Source organism: Lentibacillus halophilus (assembly GCF_055395055.1).
In genome coordinates, this window is record NZ_AP043750.1 from 1,129,641 (window position 1) to 1,150,233 (window position 20,593).

A 20,593-nucleotide genomic window follows, 5' to 3' on the forward strand; every position below is an offset into this window, starting at 1 on the left:
ATTCGTATTATTATCCACAAAATAATGAAATTAATGAACGGGTTCACTGAGTCAGACATCATTCAGGAAAATGTAACAAAACGTCCCCCTTCTGTTTGATCAAAAGGGGGACAAAACTGTTATTACTTTCGGTTTTCCATTCGTTGTCTGGCTGCCCGCATTCGTGCTTGGGCTTCTTTGTCCCGGTGGTCAGCGAACTCTTCTGAAAACTCCACTTCTTTACTGTCGGTTTTGGCATATTCAGGGGTTTGTGCTAAACGCGCTCTTCCTCTGCGGCTTGTCTTGTGCTCATCTCTACCCATTTTTTAAGATCACCTCAATCAAAGTGATTTCATCCTTAGTTTGTACCTGGCGAGCAAAAAAATGAACAAAAACGTGATGGAACATATAGGAAGTCATGTATGTTTATGTATGTTCATTCAGTGGTACATAAAGAGTGACGAGCAAAAGAAGCTGCAAATAATTATACAAAGACTGTCATATACTATTTGTGTATGAAAAGATGTCAAACATCATATGTTCAGGAGGTATTCCATGGCTTTGAATATGACCCAGAAGTTGATTAAAGATCATCTTGTGGAAGGCAATATGAATCCCGGGGAAGAAATCGGTCTTACCATTGATCAGACACTTACGCAGGATGCAACCGGTACGCTTGTCATGCTTGAACTTGAAGCAATGAATCTTGATCGTGCCAAAACAGAAGCCTCCGCGCAATACGTTGATCACAACTTGATTCAGGAAGACAGCAAGAACCCTGATGACCATTTGTTTCTTGAAAGTGCAGCTCAGCGCTTTGGACTGCATTACTCAAGACCCGGCAATGGTGTGAGCCATCCCGTACATATGCAACGGCTGGCTAAGCCGGGGAAGACGCTCCTCGGTTCGGACAGTCACACGTGCGCTAATGGAAGTATGGGTATGCTCGCTATGGGCGCCGGGGGAATTGATGTGGCCATGGCCATTGCAGGAGAACCATTTCACGTAAAAATGCCGGAAGTATGGGGCGTCAAACTCACTGGAAAAATGCCGGACTGGGTAAGCGCGAAAGATGCTATTCTGGAGCTTCTTCGCAGACATGATGTCAAAGGCGGCGCCGGCAAGGTTATCGAATACTTCGGTCCGGGCGTTGAGGACTTAAGTGCCATGGACCGCCATGTTATTGCCAATATGGGTGCTGAGCTTGGGGCGACTGGTACAGTATTCCCTTCCGACAAAGAAGTGAAGCGGTTCATGAAAGAGCAGGACCGGGAAGACGAGTGGGTTGAAATGGCCGCTGACAAAGATGCAACGTATGATATTTTAGAGGAGGTTGATCTTTCTGCGCTTGAGCCACTTATCGCCAAACCATCAAGTCCCGGAAATGTCGTTCCTGTCCGTGAACTAACCGGAACCCCGATTTATCAATCGTATATCGGGTCCTCAGCAAACCCGGGCTTCCGTGATTTCGCTGTCGCTGCTGAAATCGTTAAAGGCAACTATATTGCAGACGGTGTGTCTTTCGATGTTAACCCAACGTCAAGACAAATGTTGACGGATCTCGTACAGGAAGGTCACATGGCAAGTTTGCTGCAGTCTGGTGCACGAATGCATCAAGCCGGGTGCAACGGGTGTATCGGTATGGGGCAGGCACCGGCAACAGGCCAGAACAGTCTGCGCACGACCCCTAGAAACTTTCCAGGACGTTCCGGGACGAAAGAAGACAGTGTGTTCCTGTGCAGCCCAGAAACAGCCGCTGCATCTGTGCTAACTGGAGAAATCACCGATCCCCGCACGTTGCAAATGGATTGTCCAAAAATAAAGGAACCAAAACATGCTGAAGCGAATATGGATTTGCTGGATGCGCCACTTCCATATGAGGAGTCCAAGCAAGTTGAGTTGAAGAAAGGCCCCAACATTGCGTCCATTCCGGAAATGGATCAAATGCCGGATCGTTTTGAATTGCCGATTTTACTGAAGATGGATGATAATATTTCAACGGACGAAATTCTTGCCGGCGGTGCACGGGTTCTTCCGTATCGAAGCAATTTGCCGGAGATCAGTAAATTCACATTTGAAATTATAGATGACACGTATTACAAACGTGGCAAAGAAACAGTCGAAAAAGGCGGGCATGCTATTGTTGGCGGTTATAACTACGGGCAGGGATCCAGTCGCGAACACGCAGCCCTCGCCCCGAGATATCTCGGTTTGCACGTAGCATTGGTCAAAGACTTTTCCCGGATCCACTGGCAAAACCTGGTTAACTTTGGAGTGCTGCCTTTAACATTCGTTGATGAAAACGATTATGATAAACTTTCCTCCGGTGATGTTCTTGTTCTGGACGATTTACGGAATAAGATTCAGGAGGGGAATGAATTCTCCATTACTGTAAAAGATAAAAATGAGCAAATAAAAGTCAAGCACAGCCTGTCTGAACGTCAGATTGAGATTATGCTCAAAGGAGGCATTATCAACTGGGCTAAAGACCGGCAGTAACAAGGAGGATGTAACGTGGATCGAGCATACACTTGCAAAGCCTGTGAAGGAACAGGCATGCTCTCGGATGATGAAGGCTGGCAATACCAATGCAGCGTATGTCATGGCGATGGCATGTACGATGTGGATGATATTTCGAGTTCCGCCCGGGTCATGTCAGTTGATGAGAATAATCGGCTACTGGATTGAAAAAACTGCCTGTTTGCTGTGGGGCGAACAGGCAGTTTTTATAATAGATATGGATAAACGCCAAACTTCATCTCAAAACGCCAAAATTCGATGTGAAAACGCCAAATAAATCATACATAATCATAAGAAAGAAGGAATCGAAATGGCCGATTCCTTCTTCGCTAACTGGTTGTTTTTAATGTGGCATGGTTCCCTGAATAGGCGCGTAACTTTGCTGAAATGCCTGCATGTCCTGTTGCTGCAGCTGTGGTACTTGGTAATATTGGTTTTTGTTTTGATAAAGGAATACTTCATAAGCCATTTCGACTAAGTTCGGAACACTGTCAGCCAGAATACGGCGCAGAACAGGATTAGTCATTTCCAATGATGCCATGGTAAAGGACGAGGCCGTTGCCTTCAGTGCGCCCATCATAAAGCCGGAAATGGTTTCATCATTGATTTCATTGACCGATTGCATCGGTGTTGTCGGTTGTGCCGGTGTTTGCTTGCCGTAAACAATGTTATTATTCTGATCCATTTTATAGGATTGGGTGTCAACAGCAGGATCCTGTCCGGATTGGTACGTGTCCAGAATGGTATTATACAGCTGGCTGCAAAATGCCCGATGTTTTTGCGACATTGTTTGTAATTCAGGATCCTGAATATGCTGTTCGTACAACACATATTGGTCTATTCCGCCGACCAAGGATGACAATGCCTCATGGCCATCAAACATGTCATGTCCGCCATAATGCTGTTGTGGCGGCATTTGTGTCGTGTTCGTAAAATTTTGCTGCTGTTGTTGATTTTGCATCCATATAACCTCCTCAATGTTGATCCTTATTAGTTTGACCAATTGCTGATACGTTATGTATGCATCAAATGCGGTTTTTTTCCAAATTTTTAAAGGAGTCTTCTTCATGAAACGACGTTCATCAGGTATAATCGATAATTGAGGAGAAACGCTTCACTGATGCAGGAGGCTAAAGGTATTATTGGAAATATAAAGCAAGGTGAAAACGTACAGAATATGAGCCAGGAACTGAAAAGTGTTTTCCGTCCGTCCATACAAGAATTCTTGGCGTCATGGATGCATTGTAGCCCTAGCGAAGAAGTGGCTGAATTGGATATGCCGATTTTGCTGATTGGTGGCGGTTGTGATTTACAAGTGCCGTCCAGTGAGACCGAATTGCTCCATACGGCACAACCTGATGCTGATATAATGGTTCTTGAAAAAATGAATCATGTGCTAAAAGAAGCACCCACAGATGAGAAGGGCAATCAAGAAACATACGGTGATCCTGATCGTCTATTGGCCGATGGGTTGGTGGATGGAATTGTCGACTTTTTAAAAGGCAATGGCTTTACGGGATAAGTATGTGTCTGGTTTCTACTGGACAACCGGAATTAATGTTAGAGTAGATAGGGGATGAAAGTGGTGGAGGATAAAAAGCCAATACAACTCGATGAACGGATTCATTTAATTGACGGCTTTGATATGGGTATACCGGAACGGACCGGTACGTATGTCGTGAATGAAGACGATTTGACATTGATTGAAACCGGGCCAAGTCCGTCTGTGAAATATATTAAAAAGGGGCTTGGTGACCTTGGTTTTACATTGGATCAAGTAACCTACATTATTGTCACGCATATTCATCTTGATCATGCCGGGGGTGCCGGGCGACTTTTGCAGGAATGTCCGAATGCGACCGTCGTTGTTCACCCCAATGGAGCCAGACATTTGGTCAACCCCAAAAAATTGGCTGCCAGCACGCGAGGGGTTTACGGCGAAAGTTTTACGGAATTTTTTGATCCGATTATTCCTGTACCGGAAGACCGCATGCTTTTGAAAAATGATAAGGAGACACTCGCCATCGGAAGCCATTGCATCCTTGAATTTCTCGATACTTCGGGCCATTCCAGGCATCACTTTTGTATTTATGATCCCATCAGCAATGGGTTATTTACCGGAGACACAGCCGGTATTTGTCATCAACAGTTGTTTCGGGAGGGCATTGATTTCTTTTTACCGACCACGTCACCGAATCATTTCGACCCGGAAGCGATGAAGGAATCGATCGATCGAATCCGAAAACTGGGGCTGGACCGCATTTATTTTGGTCATTTCGGTATGACGGAAAAGGTGAATGAAGCACTTATACAAGTGTCGGAATGGTTGGATGTATTTTTGGAGATTGGCGACGATGCCTTTTCCGAGGGATATGGGTATGATATACTCGCTGCCCGGATGCTGGAAAAAGTGAAAGAACCGTTGACATTTTTGGGTATCTCCGAGGATCATTCTGTCTATTTGCAGATTCATTTGGATATGCAACTGAATGCCCTTGGGATGGTGGACTATTTTCAAAAACAACGGCAATAGCAATTTAATGATAAAGGAGGGCGGTGTGTTTTCTGTTCTAATGTAACGGAGATAACACCATCAGCGATGAAAATGGTTAACGGCATCATGCAAATAGCATTTTTATATGTATTTTACCTTGCCGGAAGCTGGCTGCAGGACTTGTTGAATTGGCCTATTCCGGGAAGTATTGTTGGATTATTGCTGTTATTTACTGCCTTGGTATTAAAGATATGTCCTGTCAATTGGGTTGAGACGGGCTCGAATGTGTTGTTAACGTACATGCCGCTGTTGTTTGTTCCTGCCACTGTCGGTGTAATGAATCACTTTGGACTTTTCGTCGGTCATACGGTCTGGTTGTTTATTATTACCATTATCAGCACCTTGCTTGTCATGATTACAGCCGGACATACAAGTCGATTGTTAGAAAAAAGATCCAAAAAAGGAAAGGAGAAAGCGGAATGCAAGAAGCACTTATCGGAATCATCTTCATAGTAGTCACGGTACTCCTTTATCTTTTCATGAGCCGTTTATACGATCGGTTCCGGGTGCCGATCCTTATTCCTGCTTTAACAACGCCGATAGCGGTGGTGGTGCTGCTGTTATTGTTCGGTGTTTCCTATGATACGTTTATGATGGGCGGACAATGGATTGACTTTCTGCTTGGACCGGCTATCGTTGCGCTGGCCAACCCTTTATACAAACAACGGCATCTGTTGCTTTCCTATATATATCCTATTTTGGGTGGCGTATTTATTGGGTCCCTGGTCGGTCTTATAAGTGGTCTTGTATTGGCGCAGTTGCTTGGTTTTAAACAAGAGTTGCTGTATTCCATTTTGCCTAAGTCGGTGACAACGCCTGTGGCGATGGAGATAGCGGATGAATTGGGTGGATCGCCGTCGCTTGCCGTCCTTTTTGTCATGACGGCCGGGTTTACCGGTGTCGTTCTCGGTCCATATATTCTTAACTGGTTTAGGGTGAACGGTTCATTGGCACAGGGGATGGCTTTCGGCAGTGCGTCCCATGTTATTGGAACAAGCAAAGCTATTGAATACGGCGAAGATACAACGTCGGTGAGCTCCGTCGCCATGACGTTGAGTGCCATTGCTTGTTCCATTTTCGGCCCGTTAATGGTGGTGTTGTTTTATACTTAATCATGGGAGAAGCCTGTATGACGGGATACAGGCTTTGTTCTATGAGCGGACGGAGTCGTTATTCGGACGCTTTTATATATAACTTCAGTCACTTCTCACGTTATTCCGGTTACTTATCTCTTTCTGTCTTCATAAACGTCAGCACAGCAAAGAACACGAAACTTAAAAGCATAATGGATCCGCCGACAATAAAGAAGACGGTGACGAGTCCATCAGGCCAACCAAACGGATGCAAGTAGTACAGCCACATGCCGACTGTTAGCCCGATGACCCCGATAATGGCTGAGAAGACATGAAGAGCGGCCATGACTGTGCTTGCCGGTGTAAAAAGTTTGTAGTAAACAGCCCAAGCAAACAAGGTCAACCAGCCAACGACCAAAATATGGGCGTGCACTGTTTTAAAGGCTAGACTTCCTGCCCCAGCCATGTGGGAGCCCAAAAAGGCACCAATCAATGCAAAAACAGCTGAAAATCGAAGTAATGTTTTACTGTAATTTTCCATTCGTTAATCCCCCTTTCGTAAAAGTCACTAATAAAACAATGTGTTAATTAAGATAACATACGTTTATGAACAGAAAATGAACAGTATATATCATTAAACGTAAAGGTTACTGATGGCAGAGGTCGCTATGAATACATTGTAACAAGCCACTGTTCAATTTGGGACGTTGCTTCGTCCACATTGGCTGCATGTATGTGTTTTGTCTGATCAGCAGGGTATTTTTCTGTTGTGTGTTCGTAACGCGGGTCATAGTAATAGTCCAACAGCTGTCGAATGGCTTGGCTGTAATATCCTGTTTGCAGATCGTTATCAATTTGTTTGGCAACCGGGGTATGAATTCGCTTTTGAATCCGCCGATATGCTTCCAAAAAGGCATCCGGATGGTTCCAAGGCTGGTAATCCTCGAGAATATTCCGGATGCGCTGTTCCATTGGCAAATCAATGAACAGCTGCAAGCTATGTTCCTTTTTCTCATTAAGAAAGGTCGGGATGGCGACATTGCCAATTCGCTTGCTTTCACCTTCCATAAGAACGAACGGGGCGTTTTCATATTGGTGTATCGCGTGAATAAGACGCGCGTCAAATTGTTTCTGGTTTGCCGGATCGACACCAATATGACCGAATATGGACCCTTTGTGACCGGCCATTCCTTCAAGATCGATGACCGGGTAGCCATTCTCCCAAAGACGGTGCAGAATTGTCGTTTTGCCTGTTCCGGTATTGCCGTTTAAAACGACAATGCTGGGCGGGAAGTTGGCTTTTTCCAATTCGTTCACTACCCACTCTCGGTATGAACGGATACCGCCCTGCAGTCTGCTGACATCCATGCCCATTAAATCAGTGACGGTAGCAGCGGTTTTACTGCGCATGCCGCCCCGCCAACAGAAAACGACTTTAGGTGTATCAATTTGTTGAAACGCATGGATGAAATCGGGCAATTTAGCCGATATTATTTCCAGACCACGCTGTTCGGCTGCCTCCTTGCTTTTTTGGTTATACAGGGTGCCGACCTCGGAACGTTCATCATCGGTGAACACTGGTATATTTATACTTCCGGGGATGGTCGTTTCCTGAAATTCTTTTGGTGAACGGACGTCGATAGCGGTGAGTTCACCTTTTTGTTGTTGTTTAAAAAGTTCTTGAAGTGAAATGTCTTGAAACATGGATGAATCTCCCCTTGGTTATTCGACTGTGATATGTCCGCTGCCATCGGTCACAGAGCCTATGATACTTGACTCGGTTCCTTTTTCCCGCAGTTCCCTAAGCAGTGCTTCAGCATCATTGTTGTCCACTGAAATCAGAAGGCCGCCTGATGTAACCGCATCACACAGGATCCACTTATCCAGCTGATCGGTGTCTGCAGGGAAGGTGACGATATCGAGGATGTGGTCATAATTGTTTTTCGTCCCGCCTGGTACAGACCCAGCATCGGCAAGTTGTTTGACACGTGGCAGCACTGGAACCGATGCGGAATGAATCCGGATGTCAACATGGCTTCCTGACGCTATTTCAGACGCATGGCCGAGCAGCCCGAAACCGGTGACATCGGTTGAAGCATGAACATGATAATCATGCATCGTTTCGGCAGCAGTTTTGTTCAATGTTGTCATAACGTCGGTGACACGGTCAATTTCTTCTTGATTCAACAAATCTTTTTTCAAAGAGCTGCTCATAATGCCGACGCCGATCGGTTTTGTCAAAATCAGCTTGTCACCCGGTTTGGCTCCGGAATTTGTTTTGATGTTTTCAGGGGCAACAGTACCGGTGACGGCCAGTCCGAATTTTGGTTCCTGATCGTCAATGGAATGGCCACCGGCGAGGGACACGTTTGCCTCTTCCAACTTATCACCGGCACCGTGTAATATGTCGGCAAGAATGCTTTCGTCCAAAGTGGAAATAGGATAAGCGACAATGTTCAATGCGGTAATCGGTGTGCCACCCATGGCATAGACGTCACTGATAGCGTTGGCGGCTGCAATTTGGCCAAACGCATACGGATCGTCGACAATCGGGGTGAAAAAATCAACTGTCTGAACAAGCGCCAGATCATCGGTGAGTTTATAGACACCGGCATCATCGCTTGTGTTCAAACCGACGAGCATGTTTGGATTTGGCGCTGTCTGCGGGAGGGAGTGGAGCACGTTTTCCAGATCAGCCGGGCCGATTTTACAGCCGCATCCGCCTTTTGAGGAGAGCGACGTTAATTTTATATCTGTGGTCATGATGAATCACCTTTCCGTTCATTCAAATATATATATTCTATTTTAGCACAGAAAGGATACGTTTGCGTTTGAACGCATTTCATATGCAGGCGATGCATAGTAATAAGTCTTACTCTCTTTCGTTTCTACCAATTAACAGCATTGTATCTTCTATCTATTATTGATCAGCGAATAAATAAACATCATCCTCAAGTTGAATGGTCCCAGTCTTAATAACGGAAGCATAAACGCCAAAATTCACATTATGATGTTGGGCAAGCGTTTTTAATAAAGTAGGGTCAATATCATATTTTTCAGGGTCAATATTAACCATTTTGCAACGCTTACATTGTTTATAAATCTTTAATACAGTGTCATTTATTTGAATGTGTTTATCCATCCATTCATTTTCAAGAAACGGTATGTTGTCGTCAATACTTAAGACAATATTAGGCCTGAAACGGAGATAGCTCATATCTTTTCCCCATTCTTGTTTTAATGCGTCTAAAGATGGTTTGGTTACAAGGAGGATATTAGCTTGGTCAACCGCCATCATATTATCTTCCGGGGAAAATTTCACACGTTCTAATGGTCTGTTGCTAAGTTGCTTAATGTCATGGAAAAAATCATCATCTTCCCACGAATAGAGTTTTCCTTTGGGCGATGTGATTTTAACATAAGGAAACGCTTTGTTGTTTTCTTTATTAATTAAATTTGCTTTATATTCAATTAGTGAAGGAACATGTTTTGCTGTGAGGTATTTCACAGGACTCTTTTCATCTAAAAATGCATAACACCTATCACCATATAATCCGTATCTTTCAATTTTAGTTTCTGTAAGGCTTTCACCACTGAATGACTTTACTGGATATCGATTGAGTGTTTTTACTTTACCGATGATTGTTTGCATATTATCCTCCATTTTCTTTTTATTTTAAGAATTACTCACTATGTATTAATTGTCTTTCCAATAACTAGATTTAGAATTAAACCGTTTGCTATAACGGCACCAGACGGTTTTATTTATGGTTTTCTATTAAAGCATACCTTATTTTCTGCCTTTACTAAACCTTTTTAACGCAACGTTATTAAGCAATCTCTATATAGTAGTGTTTATGATGAAAATGGGAATTTTGTTTATTGACACTTAAGTGTATTAACCGTATAATACAAAACATCAGATGTATTAGGCACTTAATACACATTTTTTTGGCAATTGTGTATTAACCATTTAATACACTTGCGGACATTCTGAGTTATATAGGAGCTGGGCGTATGAATGTGCAGTTTAATAAGCGGGATCCGGTCTATGTGCAGGTCATCCGTCATTTTAAGGAGCAGATTGCAACCGGCGTATTGGAGCCGGGGCAGGAGATTCCTTCAAGACGGGAGCTGGCGAACCGGTTGAAAATAAACCCGAATACCGCGCAACGGGCTTATAAAGAAATGGAGGAAGCGGGTTTGATTTATACGGAGCGGAATTTGCCGAGCAAGATTACCAAGGATGAACAAGTACTGGGAGCAGTCAGGGAAGAATTGATCGACGACGCCGTAGATACGTTTGTTCACGCGATTCGTTCCATTAATGTATCAGCCGAGGATGTTCTGGACCGGGTGAAGGAGAAGTTGGAAACAGACCAGGATACGAGGGGGTACGAGAATGATTGAAGTCAAAGATATGAAGAAAAAGTTTGGCCGCAAGAGCGTGCTTAAAGGTGTATCGTTCACCGCCGAAAAAGGCGAGATCACCTGCGTTATCGGAATCAACGGCGTCGGCAAGACAACGATACTTAATGCGGTTATGAATTTAACCCCACTTAATGGTGGACAAATTCTGATTGATGGCGAAAAAATAAACAAACATAGCTATGAAAAGGTGACGTTCATCCCGGATGCCATTATTATGCAGCCGAGCATGACGATTCGTGAGGCGATGCAATTTATGGCTGATTTTTATGACAGCTGGAATCAGAAGCGCGCAACCGAATTGCTCGCTTTCTTCAAACTGAAGGAACATGAAAAAATCAATAACCTGTCAAAAGGCAATCGGGCCAAAGTCAACTTATTGCTTGGATTGGCGCTGGATGTGGATTATTTGCTGATGGATGAGCCGTTTTCCGGCATTGACATCTTCACCCGGGAACAGATTGCTGAGGTGTTCACAAGCCATCTGGTGGAAGACCGCGGGGTAATTATCACAACACATGAAATTAGTGATATTGAGCATTTGATTGATAAGTCAGTGCTGCTGGATGACGGGGTTGTGGTGAAAGAATTTCATACGGAAGACATGCGGGAAACGGAAGGAAAATCAATCGTTGATGTGATGAGAGAGGTGTATCAGCCATGAATCGATTTGTGAAACTAGTGAACTTTGAATTGAGCCGGTTTATGAAGGTCTATCTAGTTCTTATTGCCATGACGGTCATCGTGCAGGTTGCGGGCGTCATTGTGAAAGCCAATGGGTATATGGCTGATGCGAACAAAGCTATGTATGAGGATATGCTTTCACAGGAGCAATTTCTTGAGAAGTATGGTCAAATGGCATTTATAGACGTGGCTCGAAGTTTATGGTTCATGGGGCCCATCACCATATGTGTCGCAGCATTAATCTTTTATGTATTTATAATCTGGTACCGTGACTGGCTTGGCAAAAACACGTTTATCTACCGGCTCTTAATGCTGCCCACAGCACGATTAAATATTTATGTGTCCAAAATGATCACCATATTTTTGATGGTACTTGGGCTTGTTTCCGTACAGCTCATCTTTTTGCCGTTGGAAAACAATGTGTTGAAGTGGATGGTTCCAACGGATTTTAGATCCGATATGACCGTCAGTCAGATTATCAATTGGAAATATCTATCTATGCTTGTTCCACAAACCTTTTCTGAGTTTGTTTTGTACTACGGTGCCGGCTTCATGGCGTTGACGGTTGTGTCAACAGCCATTCTGTTCGAGCGCAGTTTTAAATGGAAGGGAATTATTGCAGGTATCATTTATATCGCAATAACCGTCCTGATTTTTATTTGGCCCGCTTTATTGGTGTTTATCATGGGACGTGACTTCCTGTACCCACTGGAGATAGTCGGATTGGAAACGGCAATGGGGATCATTGTTACCGCCATGTCCATTTGGGTTGGTAACTACTTGCTGAATAAAAAGATAACGGTGTGAAAGGTGTGATAATATGAAACGTTATTGGAGATTAGTAACCATCATCACGGTTGTAGCGCTGACCGTCGGAACATTTTATATACAATCCGCATTATCAGCGAGCGGCTCTCCGGAGATTGTTTTTGAAAAAATAAGCGGAAATAAAGATGAGTTGGACCCCGTTGTTCTGGAGGGTCTTTTGAATCCCGGATCCGGAATGAGTGCAGATGAACGTGTCAAGGTCACAGCAGAAGGGGCAATGTATGAACGTAAGCAATCATTTTTGGAGCGCATTTCGGGAAGTTTCTTCGGCAATGACATGCAGAGATTGAAAGAAAAACATCGTGGCTTTATGCGCGGAAAAAGTGGAAATGCTTCATTCTTTTATGAAACAGATAGTACACTCGCCTATGCAGCAGTTAACAATCAATCGGCTCGAATATCCGAAAGTAACATGGAATTTGATGTTGCTGTTATGGATAAAGATAATGGAAAAACATTATCATTTAATGTACCGATCCCCAATCGAGCTAAGTATGTACAAGTTTGGGTGGAAGATGTGCAAATGATAGACGGAGAGCTGAAAGTGATCACTCAAAATTTCTTCAGAGATGGAGGAAATGGAGAACTCCTGTATCGTTTTGATATCACCAACGAAGAAATCAATGGGAAAGAAACGATTGCAACAGCTGATAACCAGGAAGGAAATAAGCGAAAACACATTCAACTACTATCCAGTTCGGATCAAATAGGTGCGCATCCATACGTTATTTTTTCGAAAACCACGGAGATGAGAAGACAAAAGCAGGGCCATGCACAGACCACGACTGAAAAGCGCGAGCGGAAATTTATTGTTTACAACCTGAAAACAGATGAAAAGAAATCCGTAAAAGCTCCAAATTCCGTAGCTGGTAAAGATGTTCTCATGTATAAAAAGGAAACCCTTTACTTCAGGGATGAAAACCAAATTGTAACTTATAATTGGAAAAATGATGAAATAACCGGCAAGCTTAAGCTTCCCTCACTTAAGGAAGGGGGACAGACCCTAGTAAAAATAGCAGAAGATAACATATACGTGCTGAATAGCCAAATAGAATCGTCGCTGGAACCGGGTAGCGCTCCTGTGTTAGTGATTTTGGATTCGGATTCCGGGGATGTACTGTATAAAGGCGAAGTTGTAACGGAAGAGCCAGTCGCTAAAAATGCCTACCTGAATATTTATGAATTAATGATTAAGTGACATACGGGGACGGTTCTCACGTTTTTGGAAACGAAGGAGCCGTCCTCTTTGCTTCAATCAGCCCAAAACGTTTCGGTATAGAATGGCTGGTTATCGTCATTAAAAGCAACGCCGATGACAAGGTTTTCAAAATTTGTTTTTAAAATATTTTTTCGGTGCCCCAACGAGTTCATTAAACCTTCATGGGCAAAGATGCTGCTTGGCTGACCTGCAGCCAGGTTTTCTCCGGCCGTGCGAAAACCAATATTATCTTCCCGCATACGATCAAAAGGCGATTGACCAGATGGGTTGGTATGGGCGAAGAAGTTGTTCTCGGCCATATTGGTACTGTGGCTGCGGGCGGTTTTCCGTGCTGATTGCTGCCAGGATAGCGGGCTAAGACCATGGCTGACTCTGGCGGCGTTGGTTAGGTCAAATAATTGGTATTCCAACCCCTTTTTCAGTTTCTTGCTTGGGTCGGTAAAATAGTTTTGCTTTTGCTGCTCGATGTGATCACTGATGATTTGCATCGCTGTCACGGTGTTATTCTCATGTTTGTCGTAGAAGATGGTCACATACTTGTTATCCACATGAAACATGTCGTACCCTTGCTTGTTTTGCAACTGGTAATTGACAAAGCCTTTTCGGATGCTTTCCATTGGATCGTCAAATATCGAACGCACGGCGTCTTTGGAGGTTTTATAGGTGATGTCGTTTATAGACGGTAGTAGATTCTGGTTCGTATATAAACCGGCCACCTTATTGTCGCTATTATAGGCGACCATGATAAAGTTGCGGTAGTTTTGATGATAGGCAACCCAATCGACGCCGTACCCATTCAACGACGATCGCTGTGGGGGACCTGTTTGCTGTTCCACATCCGAGCGGCTATCACCAAGGTGAACATCGTAAACAGCGGATGAGTCCTTCGACGGGTTTGGCTCCTCAGGGACAGGCTGATTTGACTTATCCTGTTCCGACGACATTTCCTTTATTTTGTCCAGTAAATGTTGTATTTCTTCACCGATATAATCGGCAGCTGCGGTAACTTTTGGATTCTCTTTTAAATCGTTAAAATCCGAGCGCATTTCCGTGAAAACGCCTTGAGCACCGGATTTAGTGAAGGTATCACCATAAAAATGCCAAAGTGTTCCAGCAATAAGAATTAAAACGATAACGTTTCCGATTTTCCGCATAGGCATTTCTCCTGTGACAGGGATGATTGTCATTGTATTATAGCAGATGTGTCAGCGTTTACTAAATGTTAGTTTTTCCCTTGCGTATTATCTTTTTAATAGCGCTGTTTGCGTTTGTTGTTGTTTTCCTCGACTAATGTTTTGGTATTCATGTATGATCGTCCTTCTTTAATAATTGGTCCACCGGTCGTTGGATATCTTCCCAATGTGTTTTAAAAAGGCCAAGTGCATCCGCGCCTTTATCAGTCAAATGATAATATTTCCTGTTGGGTCCGCTCGGCGAGGGCTGCATGCTGCCCTCAATTAGATTATCTTTTTGCATGCGCAGGAGAACTGGATAGACGGATCCTTCGCTAACTGACAGTCCATATTCCTGAAGTTTCATTGATAATTCGTACCCATACACTTCATTCCTGGATATAATAACCAACATGCATCCTTCCAATATTCCCTTTAATAACTGGCTGTGCATGGACATTTGCGTCACCTACTTTGTATAACATGATAGTCAGGCAAAAAAATATAGATAGTGTTTTTCCGCTGTGGTTTAACGACATTGTAGTAACATGTATTACAATATAATGTACCAATGTGCTGACTATATAGCAATACATGTTACCTCAAAAAATAACCAAAGGCTGCGTGCACAGCCTTTGGTTGATTCAGTGTTTCTTAGGCATTGTTTACAAACTGGGAATAAGGATATGGCGTGACCGCATCCAAGCACTGGATACCATTGAAGGTATTCAAATCAACGGTTATACAGATACCTGTTGCCATGAAGTTTGTTACGGTATTTCCAAAGAAATCGCAGACGTCGTCTCCATCAACATCTGTAACACCACCAATTTCGTCAGCTGGTGCAAGAAGTTCCAGTCTTACACAACATTCGTTGTCATCAGTAAATTCCTTCGCACGAAAAATCGGGGATTCTAGACAATTGAAGACGCCGTTGTTCCGGTATACACCACTTGCAATGAACGGGTTGCAGTCGCCTTCACAATAAAGCATAAATGGAACAGTGTCCGGGCCGTTGTTGTTGGTCATTCCTGGTGACAGCAAGTCTTGAATTGAGCTTTCACAGCTTGTTGGGCAATTGCCTCTATTATTGTTGTTCGCTTGATCTTGTGCCTCGACAATATCCCTCACAATATTACATACACAGTCTGCCACAAAAATCTCTCCTTTTGATTATTTTTCATGTTACATTAATACTCTATGTGGATTGTCAGTTTCAGGTTGTATATGAGTCTATTTTTCATGCAAAATGAGTAATATATCCACAGTCAGTGTCAGAATGTGTGTATAACTCAGGGTATGCGCCGATGCTAAGGGAGGTTTAAAGACATAGAATGAACTATAAATCGAAACAAGTCTTGTTGGATTTATACCACAACCCATGAATTTTGTCGGAAAAGTCGGCTGATCACCGGCTTTCCCGCATATAAAAACGTGGCTGGATGCATGGTTCATCCAGCCACGTTTTTATATAGTTTATCAAGTTTTTCTTTAAAGAGATCCATATGCACTATCCGTGCTTCCCGAATAATTTCTTTTCCTTCCACACATACAAGGATGACCGGTACGGTGAAAATGGAAAAATGTCCCGCAATGGTCTCGACATCATCTGCATTGATGTATCCCAACTGTATTTTTGGATAATTTTTCATCAGTGTTTGTACCTGTGGCAGCAAGTCGTGACAAACGCTGCAGCCGGGACGGGAAACAAATAACAAACTCAGACGGTTGTCCTTCGTAAATAGATCGATGGCATCAATGGAGCGTAATTCAGTGAAAGAACGCATAACGACACCCTTTTATGTATATTTTTTTAAATGATTATCAATGTCTCTATGGTCAAAAAGATTTTTGCAAATGGAAAGATGGTTGAGTTGCTGTCGAGGGTTATAAGGCAATAGGGGGGGATGAAATAAACATATAAAAGCGGAGGAGGAGGGATTCGAACCCCCGCGGCGCTTACACGCCCTAGCGCATTTCGAGTGCGCCCCCTTCAGCCGTACTTGGGTACTCCTCCAAAGTGGTGCTGGTGAGAGGACTCGAACCTCCGACCTCGTCATTACGAGTGACGCGCACTACCAACTGTGCTACACCAGCATGATATATACAGCCTCGTAAGTCCATTGAAAATGGTAGTATAAATTTTATATTTATGCAATGGATTTGACTGGAAAAAAGGCTAATAGCATCAGTAAAATTATGATTGACCTTAGAAAAATTAAAGTTGATGGGTAGATTTGCATGGGATAAATCCTTTTATTTCCTTATCTGTACCAAAAATATCTTATAAATGAGCTGAAAAAGTCCGAGAGAAGGCGTCTCGAGCCCAAAACATCAAAATTGCGGGCTGAAAAAGTCCGAGAGAGGGTGTCTCAAGTCCAAAACATCAAAATTGCGGGTTGAAAAAGTCCGAGAGAGCCCATCTCAAGGTCCGAACTAGCTTGAAGATTGTTCAAGAAAATAAACAAGATCCAGTTTTGGCTTTAAGTCATTAAAAACAGGGAACAGTAATAGTGGAGGTGGTCTCATGAAGGTTGAAGGCTATATACGATTGGGCGTCACGCTTATAATTCTTATTGTATTGGCGATCATCCTCTACCGGTTTCGTGCCGGGAGACATAAGCGGCAAAAAGGCTCCCTTGAGATAATGGAGGAACGCTTGGAGAAAGGGGAGATCACTGAAGAAGAATATGAACGAGCCAGGGAAAAACAGGGGAAATAAAACCTGTCACTTGCCAGTTCACCCAGCAAGCGACAGGGTGTTTAAAGACTATTCTGAATGAGTTGTTTGATATCGTCTATTTTTCCTTGGTGAAACCAATCCACAATCCGGCTCCCGATAATGACACCGTCGCAATCGGCAGCCAGTTCACGGGCCTGCTCAGAAGAGGATACCCCGAACCCGGCGAGGACGGGTGCATTCGCCATTTGTTTTAATTGCTGCAAGTATGATTGCACGTTACTGCCATGCGCGGATCTCGTACCGGTTGTTCCTTTGACTGAAACGGCGTAAAGAAAGCCTTCTGTACGGCCCGCTATGTCAGCAAGTCGCCGTTCAGGGCTGGTCATCGCAGCTAGTCGGATACTGGAGATGGCATGGTCCTGTAAACGAGCAACGATGTGTTCTTCTTCTTCCATTGGTAGATCAGGAATGATAACACCATTTACGCCGACACTTGCGCAGTCATTGGCAAATGCTTCAACACCATAAACGTAAATGGGATTGAAATATGTCATTAAAATGACAGGGATAGACCGCTTATCTTTAAACGTTTCCAGCGTTTTCAGAACACTTGTTAATGATGTATCATTTTTCAGTGCCCGTTGTCCGGCATCCTGAATCGTCGGGCCATCCGCAACTGGGTCGGAAAAAGGAATTCCCAGTTCCACAGCTGCTGCTCCGCTTTCCTGTAAAAATTCGAGCCGTTGTTCAAGTATGTCAAGACCGCCATCTCCGGCCATAATATATGGGACGATGATATTCTTTCCTGCTTGTCTTTTGTCAGCCAACGCTTTGTCCAGTGCTTGGTTACTCATGTGTTGTCCCTCCCATGACATCTTTAACGGCTTCCACGTCCTTATCGCCACATCCCGACAGACAAATAACAATCGACTCGGTTTCGTCCATCTGTTTAGACAGTTTCCCTGCATACGCTATCGCATGGGCACTTTCCAAAGCTGGAATTATGCCTTCTGTTTGTGACACCAGCTTAAACGCATCGATCGCTTCCTGATCGGTGATCGACGTATAGGCGACACGATCGATGTCATGAAGGTGACTGTGCTCCGGTCCGACACCGGGATAGTCGAGCCCCGCTGAAATGGACGTGGCTTCTTCAATCTGCCCATGCTGGTCCTGAAGCAAATGGGTCATGGTTCCGTGCAGCGTACCAGGGGTTCCGGCACTCAACGTTGCTGCATGCTCATTCGTATCCAGTCCGCTGCCGCCAGCTTCCACGCCGTAAAGGGCCACGTGTTCATCCTCGATAAATGGGTAAAACATGCCCATTGCGTTGCTGCCGCCGCCAACACAAGCGATGACAGCTTCCGGCAACCGGCCTGTCACATCACGGTGTTGTGTTTTTGTTTCATTGCCGATAATGGATTGGAAGTCACGTACCATTTTTGGAAACGGATGCGGGCCGACAACCGAACCGATAATATAATGGGTATCCGACACATTGCTAACCCAATAGCGCAATGCTTCATTCACCGCATCTTTCAATGTTCCGCTTCCGTTTGTAACGCTGCGGACTTCGGCGCCGAGCAGTTCCATCCGGAAAACATTCAATTTTTGCCGGCGGATATCTTCTTCCCCCATGAACACGACACAGTCGAGTCCGAGAAGGGCACAAACGGTCGCGGTCGCAACACCATGTTGGCCTGCGCCGGTTTCGGCAACGATCTTCTGTTTGCCCATCCGGCGTGTTAATAAGGCTTGGCCGATCGTGTTGTTAATTTTATGGGCGCCGGTATGGTTCAGGTCTTCACGTTTCAAATAAATTGATGGCCCGCCCAGCTTCTTCGATAAGTTGGCTGCGTAAAAGAGGGGTGTCTCTCGTCCTACGTAGGTTTTTAAATAGCCATCCAATTCTTCCCGGAACTGTGGATCGTTTATAGCTGCTTCGTAATAGTCTTCCAATTCCAACAGAGCCGGCATTAATAATTCAGGCACATACCGTCCGCCGTAGCTTCCATATTTTCCTTGGGCATTGGGAAATGCATAGGTTGTCATTTCGGTCATCCCTTCCTTTTGGCATTGGTAATGAATTGTCGTATTTTTACAGGATCTTTGACGCCATTGGTTTCAACACCGCTTGATACATCAACACCAGCTGGTTTTGCAGTGGCGATGGCTGTTTGCACATTGTCAGGCGCTAGTCCCCCGGCCAGGATGATGGACTGGCGGCGGGGAGTCGTTTCTATCAACTGATTCCAGTCAAATGCGGTTCCATTGCCACCGCGATTGGGTCCGATCGGGCTGTCGGTCAGGCAGTAAGAACATGGGTATGTCTCCATTTCCGACGTAACCTTTCCGGTCATTGGAAATGCTTTAATAACCGGATAAGCCAGCTGCTCGGCAAAGGCCGGTGGCTCATCGCCATGAAGCTGAATGATATCCAATCCGACCTCGTCGGCAATGCGGGTGATCGCATCGTTCGTTTCATTCACAAAAACGCCGACCTTCTTGACGGCAGTAGGGAGGGCGGCGCTTATTTCCGCCGCTTTTTCCAATGTGATCTGCCGTTTGCTCGGTGCAAACACAAGTCCGATGAAATCCGCACCGGACCGTGCAGCTTCGCGTGCTGCTTCGGTCGTGGTGATTCCGCATATTTTAACGAGCATCAGGGGTGCTCCCCTCTGTTACAGGTACTTTTAATGTGTTGATGAGGTCAGGCACGTCTTCAGAGCGCATCAGTGTTTCCCCGACAAGGATACCGTGCGCTCCATGGTTGCGGGCACTGGCAGCGTCATCACGTGTTTGCATGCCACTCTCACTGATCAGAACGGTATTGCGATCTGTTACCATGGCGGCCAAACGTTTGGTGACAGATAGGTTCACGTCGAATGTTTTCAGATCCCGATTGTTAATTCCGATGATGGTCGCTCCCAGTTTGATAGCTGTTTCCATCTCTTGTTCGTTGTGAACTTCACATAGCACATCGAGCCTTTGTTCCGATGCGTAGGCATACAGTTCATGCAATTTGGCTTCAGACATGGCGGCAACAATTAATAAAATAATAGAGGTACCAGCCGCCTTTGCGCGGTCAATTTGAATTGGATCGATAATAAAATCTTTGCAAAGGACAGGGAGGTTCACCGCTTCACTGACAGCCTGCAAGTCATCCATCGATCCGTGGAAAAAGGTTTCATCCGTCAGAACTGATATGGCATCCGCACCGCATGCTTCATACCATTTAGCTTGCTGAACAGGGTCGATAGTCGTATTTATTTCCCCTTTGGATGGGGAGGACCGTTTGATTTCAGCGATAAGATTCAACTGTTTCGAGTTTCGAAAAGATGGTGCTACGTTGGCAGGTAACGCTGCTTTCCTCTCGGCGTTATGAAACGAACGTCCCTGCAACGACGCAATTTCTTTTTCTTTTTCACGGAGAATATGGTCTAAAATAGTCAC

At 44.5% G+C, this 20,593-nt stretch carries 25 protein-coding genes and 2 tRNA genes; 11 read left to right on the forward strand and 16 right to left on the reverse strand.

Features of this window, described 5'->3' with window-relative positions; all coding sequences use genetic code 11:
* Positions 1-122 precede the first annotated feature (122 nt).
* On the reverse strand, positions 123-302 hold the full coding sequence (locus tag ACZ5Q7_RS05405) for a YfhD family protein (protein ID WP_343750870.1): 180 nt from the start codon (positions 300-302) through the stop codon (positions 123-125).
* A 232-nt stretch (positions 303-534) separates the two neighbouring features.
* On the opposite strand from ACZ5Q7_RS05405, the gene ACZ5Q7_RS05410 reads away from it, so the two are divergent.
* A complete protein-coding gene (locus tag ACZ5Q7_RS05410; protein WP_343750872.1) occupies positions 535-2,478 on the forward strand; it encodes an aconitate hydratase in 1,944 nt (647 codons plus the stop codon).
* A 15-nt stretch (positions 2,479-2,493) separates the two neighbouring features.
* Positions 2,494-2,667 carry a hypothetical protein gene (locus ACZ5Q7_RS05415; protein WP_343750873.1) on the forward strand — a complete coding sequence of 58 codons (174 nt, stop codon included), beginning with the start codon at positions 2,494-2,496 and terminating at the stop codon, positions 2,665-2,667.
* A gap of 175 nt (positions 2,668-2,842) precedes the next feature.
* Here ACZ5Q7_RS05415 and ACZ5Q7_RS05420 read toward each other — a convergent pair whose 3' ends face one another.
* Positions 2,843-3,460: a spore coat protein gene (locus tag ACZ5Q7_RS05420; protein ID WP_343750874.1), complete on the reverse strand. Its 618-nt coding sequence runs from the start codon at positions 3,458-3,460 to the stop codon at positions 2,843-2,845.
* A gap of 159 nt (positions 3,461-3,619) precedes the next feature.
* Between ACZ5Q7_RS05420 and ACZ5Q7_RS05425 the strand changes: the two genes are divergently transcribed.
* The 4 genes from ACZ5Q7_RS05425 (at position 3,620) to ACZ5Q7_RS05440 (ending at position 6,165) form a co-directional block, all read left to right on the forward strand.
* Complete coding sequence (locus tag ACZ5Q7_RS05425) at positions 3,620-4,021, forward strand: alpha/beta fold hydrolase (protein WP_343750875.1); 402 nt, start codon at positions 3,620-3,622, stop codon at positions 4,019-4,021.
* A gap of 63 nt (positions 4,022-4,084) precedes the next feature.
* Positions 4,085-5,032, forward strand: coding sequence for an MBL fold metallo-hydrolase (locus ACZ5Q7_RS05430; protein ID WP_343750876.1), 948 nt, complete (start codon positions 4,085-4,087; stop codon positions 5,030-5,032).
* A 66-nt stretch (positions 5,033-5,098) separates the two neighbouring features.
* Positions 5,099-5,506 carry a CidA/LrgA family protein gene (locus tag ACZ5Q7_RS05435; RefSeq protein WP_343750877.1) on the forward strand — a complete coding sequence of 136 codons (408 nt, stop codon included), beginning with the start codon at positions 5,099-5,101 and terminating at the stop codon, positions 5,504-5,506.
* Positions 5,473-6,165, forward strand: coding sequence for an LrgB family protein (locus ACZ5Q7_RS05440; protein ID WP_343750878.1), 693 nt, complete (start codon positions 5,473-5,475; stop codon positions 6,163-6,165). Before ACZ5Q7_RS05435 ends, ACZ5Q7_RS05440 begins: the two co-directional genes overlap by 34 nt.
* Before the next feature lie 109 nt (positions 6,166-6,274).
* On the opposite strand, the gene ACZ5Q7_RS05445 is transcribed toward ACZ5Q7_RS05440, so the two are convergent.
* The 4 genes from ACZ5Q7_RS05445 to ACZ5Q7_RS05460 all read right to left on the reverse strand — a co-directional run bounded on the left by ACZ5Q7_RS05445 (position 6,275) and on the right by ACZ5Q7_RS05460 (position 9,778).
* Positions 6,275-6,667: a hypothetical protein gene (locus ACZ5Q7_RS05445; RefSeq protein ID WP_343750880.1), complete on the reverse strand. Its 393-nt coding sequence runs from the start codon at positions 6,665-6,667 to the stop codon at positions 6,275-6,277.
* A 125-nt stretch (positions 6,668-6,792) separates the two neighbouring features.
* The gene (gene mnmH / locus ACZ5Q7_RS05450) at positions 6,793-7,830 is read right to left on the reverse strand and encodes a tRNA 2-selenouridine(34) synthase MnmH (RefSeq protein ID WP_343750881.1); all 1,038 of its coding nucleotides are present in this window, start codon (positions 7,828-7,830) and stop codon (positions 6,793-6,795) included.
* A gap of 18 nt (positions 7,831-7,848) precedes the next feature.
* Entirely contained in the window at positions 7,849-8,889 is a 1,041-nt protein-coding gene (gene selD, locus ACZ5Q7_RS05455; RefSeq protein WP_343750882.1) for a selenide, water dikinase SelD, read from the reverse strand.
* Between the two features lie 157 nt (positions 8,890-9,046).
* Positions 9,047-9,778: an MOSC domain-containing protein gene (locus tag ACZ5Q7_RS05460; RefSeq protein WP_343750884.1), complete on the reverse strand. Its 732-nt coding sequence runs from the start codon at positions 9,776-9,778 to the stop codon at positions 9,047-9,049.
* Between the two features lie 365 nt (positions 9,779-10,143).
* Here ACZ5Q7_RS05460 and ACZ5Q7_RS05465 point away from each other — a divergent pair, with 365 nt between their 5' ends.
* From ACZ5Q7_RS05465 to ACZ5Q7_RS05480, 4 genes are read left to right on the forward strand one after another with little or no spacing between them, the layout of a single operon-like run.
* Positions 10,144-10,536, forward strand: coding sequence for a GntR family transcriptional regulator (locus ACZ5Q7_RS05465; protein WP_343750885.1), 393 nt, complete (start codon positions 10,144-10,146; stop codon positions 10,534-10,536).
* Positions 10,529-11,218, forward strand: a complete 690-nt coding sequence (locus ACZ5Q7_RS05470; RefSeq protein WP_343750886.1) for an ABC transporter ATP-binding protein — start codon at positions 10,529-10,531, stop codon at positions 11,216-11,218. Before ACZ5Q7_RS05465 ends, ACZ5Q7_RS05470 begins: the two co-directional genes overlap by 8 nt.
* Positions 11,215-12,045 (forward strand): hypothetical protein, encoded by an 831-nt coding sequence (locus ACZ5Q7_RS05475; protein ID WP_343750887.1) that lies wholly within the window; start codon positions 11,215-11,217, stop codon positions 12,043-12,045. The genes ACZ5Q7_RS05470 and ACZ5Q7_RS05475 overlap by 4 nt, the downstream gene beginning before the upstream one ends.
* Before the next feature lie 13 nt (positions 12,046-12,058).
* Positions 12,059-13,264: a hypothetical protein gene (locus ACZ5Q7_RS05480; RefSeq protein ID WP_343750888.1), complete on the forward strand. Its 1,206-nt coding sequence runs from the start codon at positions 12,059-12,061 to the stop codon at positions 13,262-13,264.
* A 53-nt stretch (positions 13,265-13,317) separates the two neighbouring features.
* Here the strand turns inward: ACZ5Q7_RS05480 and ACZ5Q7_RS05485 are convergent, their stop codons facing one another.
* The 6 genes from ACZ5Q7_RS05485 to ACZ5Q7_RS05510 form a co-directional block, all read right to left on the reverse strand.
* Positions 13,318-14,439, reverse strand: coding sequence for a CAP domain-containing protein (locus ACZ5Q7_RS05485; RefSeq protein ID WP_343750889.1), 1,122 nt, complete (start codon positions 14,437-14,439; stop codon positions 13,318-13,320).
* A gap of 148 nt (positions 14,440-14,587) precedes the next feature.
* On the reverse strand, positions 14,588-14,917 hold the full coding sequence (locus tag ACZ5Q7_RS05490; protein ID WP_343750890.1) for a PadR family transcriptional regulator: 330 nt from the start codon (positions 14,915-14,917) through the stop codon (positions 14,588-14,590).
* Positions 14,918-15,111: 194 nt separating this feature from the next.
* A complete protein-coding gene (locus ACZ5Q7_RS05495) occupies positions 15,112-15,612 on the reverse strand; it encodes a CotY/CotZ family spore coat protein (protein WP_343750892.1) in 501 nt (166 codons plus the stop codon).
* Positions 15,613-15,908: 296 nt separating this feature from the next.
* Positions 15,909-16,244 carry a thioredoxin family protein gene (locus tag ACZ5Q7_RS05500; protein ID WP_343750894.1) on the reverse strand — a complete coding sequence of 112 codons (336 nt, stop codon included), beginning with the start codon at positions 16,242-16,244 and terminating at the stop codon, positions 15,909-15,911.
* A gap of 140 nt (positions 16,245-16,384) precedes the next feature.
* Positions 16,385-16,474: transfer RNA gene (locus tag ACZ5Q7_RS05505), tRNA-Ser, on the reverse strand.
* Positions 16,475-16,478: 4 nt separating this feature from the next.
* A tRNA-Thr gene (locus ACZ5Q7_RS05510) sits at positions 16,479-16,554 on the reverse strand.
* A gap of 430 nt (positions 16,555-16,984) precedes the next feature.
* Here ACZ5Q7_RS05510 and ACZ5Q7_RS05515 point away from each other — a divergent pair.
* The gene (locus ACZ5Q7_RS05515; protein ID WP_343750896.1) at positions 16,985-17,179 is read left to right on the forward strand and encodes an SHOCT domain-containing protein; all 195 of its coding nucleotides are present in this window, start codon (positions 16,985-16,987) and stop codon (positions 17,177-17,179) included.
* A gap of 41 nt (positions 17,180-17,220) precedes the next feature.
* Here the strand turns inward: ACZ5Q7_RS05515 and trpA are convergent, their stop codons facing one another.
* From trpA to trpC, 4 genes are read right to left on the reverse strand one after another with little or no spacing between them, the layout of a single operon-like run.
* On the reverse strand, positions 17,221-17,994 hold the full coding sequence (gene trpA / locus ACZ5Q7_RS05520; protein WP_343750897.1) for a tryptophan synthase subunit alpha: 774 nt from the start codon (positions 17,992-17,994) through the stop codon (positions 17,221-17,223).
* A complete protein-coding gene (gene trpB / locus ACZ5Q7_RS05525; RefSeq protein WP_343750899.1) occupies positions 17,987-19,192 on the reverse strand; it encodes a tryptophan synthase subunit beta in 1,206 nt (401 codons plus the stop codon). The genes trpA and trpB overlap by 8 nt, the downstream gene beginning before the upstream one ends.
* A 5-nt stretch (positions 19,193-19,197) precedes the next feature.
* The gene (locus tag ACZ5Q7_RS05530) at positions 19,198-19,803 is read right to left on the reverse strand and encodes a phosphoribosylanthranilate isomerase (RefSeq protein ID WP_343750900.1); all 606 of its coding nucleotides are present in this window, start codon (positions 19,801-19,803) and stop codon (positions 19,198-19,200) included.
* The gene (gene trpC / locus ACZ5Q7_RS05535) at positions 19,793-20,593 is read right to left on the reverse strand and encodes an indole-3-glycerol phosphate synthase TrpC (protein ID WP_343750901.1); all 801 of its coding nucleotides are present in this window, start codon (positions 20,591-20,593) and stop codon (positions 19,793-19,795) included. Before trpC ends, ACZ5Q7_RS05530 begins: the two co-directional genes overlap by 11 nt.

Excerpts from the sequence above, each read along its gene's own strand:
- trpB (WP_343750899.1), bottom strand. The coding sequence starts at position 19,192 with ATGACAACCTATGCATTTCCCAATGCCCAAGGAAAATATGGAAGCTAC.
- ACZ5Q7_RS05500 (WP_343750894.1), bottom strand. The coding sequence starts at position 16,244 with ATGCGTTCTTTCACTGAATTACGCTCCATTGATGCCATCGATCTATTT.
- ACZ5Q7_RS05475 (WP_343750887.1), top strand. The coding sequence starts at position 11,215 with ATGAATCGATTTGTGAAACTAGTGAACTTTGAATTGAGCCGGTTTATG.
- ACZ5Q7_RS05410 (WP_343750872.1), top strand. The coding sequence starts at position 535 with ATGGCTTTGAATATGACCCAGAAGTTGATTAAAGATCATCTTGTGGAA.
- ACZ5Q7_RS05490 (WP_343750890.1), bottom strand. The coding sequence starts at position 14,917 with ATGTCCATGCACAGCCAGTTATTAAAGGGAATATTGGAAGGATGCATG.
- ACZ5Q7_RS05435 (WP_343750877.1), top strand. The coding sequence starts at position 5,099 with ATGAAAATGGTTAACGGCATCATGCAAATAGCATTTTTATATGTATTT.
- ACZ5Q7_RS05470 (WP_343750886.1), top strand. The coding sequence starts at position 10,529 with ATGATTGAAGTCAAAGATATGAAGAAAAAGTTTGGCCGCAAGAGCGTG.
- ACZ5Q7_RS05425 (WP_343750875.1), top strand. The coding sequence starts at position 3,620 with ATGCAGGAGGCTAAAGGTATTATTGGAAATATAAAGCAAGGTGAAAAC.
- trpA (WP_343750897.1), bottom strand. The coding sequence starts at position 17,994 with ATGAGTAACCAAGCACTGGACAAAGCGTTGGCTGACAAAAGACAAGCA.
- ACZ5Q7_RS05405 (WP_343750870.1), bottom strand. The coding sequence starts at position 302 with ATGGGTAGAGATGAGCACAAGACAAGCCGCAGAGGAAGAGCGCGTTTA.
- ACZ5Q7_RS05515 (WP_343750896.1), top strand. The coding sequence starts at position 16,985 with ATGAAGGTTGAAGGCTATATACGATTGGGCGTCACGCTTATAATTCTT.
- selD (WP_343750882.1), bottom strand. The coding sequence starts at position 8,889 with ATGACCACAGATATAAAATTAACGTCGCTCTCCTCAAAAGGCGGATGC.
- ACZ5Q7_RS05465 (WP_343750885.1), top strand. The coding sequence starts at position 10,144 with ATGAATGTGCAGTTTAATAAGCGGGATCCGGTCTATGTGCAGGTCATC.
- ACZ5Q7_RS05480 (WP_343750888.1), top strand. The coding sequence starts at position 12,059 with ATGAAACGTTATTGGAGATTAGTAACCATCATCACGGTTGTAGCGCTG.
- ACZ5Q7_RS05445 (WP_343750880.1), bottom strand. The coding sequence starts at position 6,667 with ATGGAAAATTACAGTAAAACATTACTTCGATTTTCAGCTGTTTTTGCA.
- ACZ5Q7_RS05485 (WP_343750889.1), bottom strand. The coding sequence starts at position 14,439 with ATGCGGAAAATCGGAAACGTTATCGTTTTAATTCTTATTGCTGGAACA.
- mnmH (WP_343750881.1), bottom strand. The coding sequence starts at position 7,830 with ATGTTTCAAGACATTTCACTTCAAGAACTTTTTAAACAACAACAAAAA.
- ACZ5Q7_RS05530 (WP_343750900.1), bottom strand. The coding sequence starts at position 19,803 with ATGCTCGTTAAAATATGCGGAATCACCACGACCGAAGCAGCACGCGAA.
- ACZ5Q7_RS05460 (WP_343750884.1), bottom strand. The coding sequence starts at position 9,778 with ATGCAAACAATCATCGGTAAAGTAAAAACACTCAATCGATATCCAGTA.
- ACZ5Q7_RS05440 (WP_343750878.1), top strand. The coding sequence starts at position 5,473 with ATGCAAGAAGCACTTATCGGAATCATCTTCATAGTAGTCACGGTACTC.
- ACZ5Q7_RS05420 (WP_343750874.1), bottom strand. The coding sequence starts at position 3,460 with ATGCAAAATCAACAACAGCAGCAAAATTTTACGAACACGACACAAATG.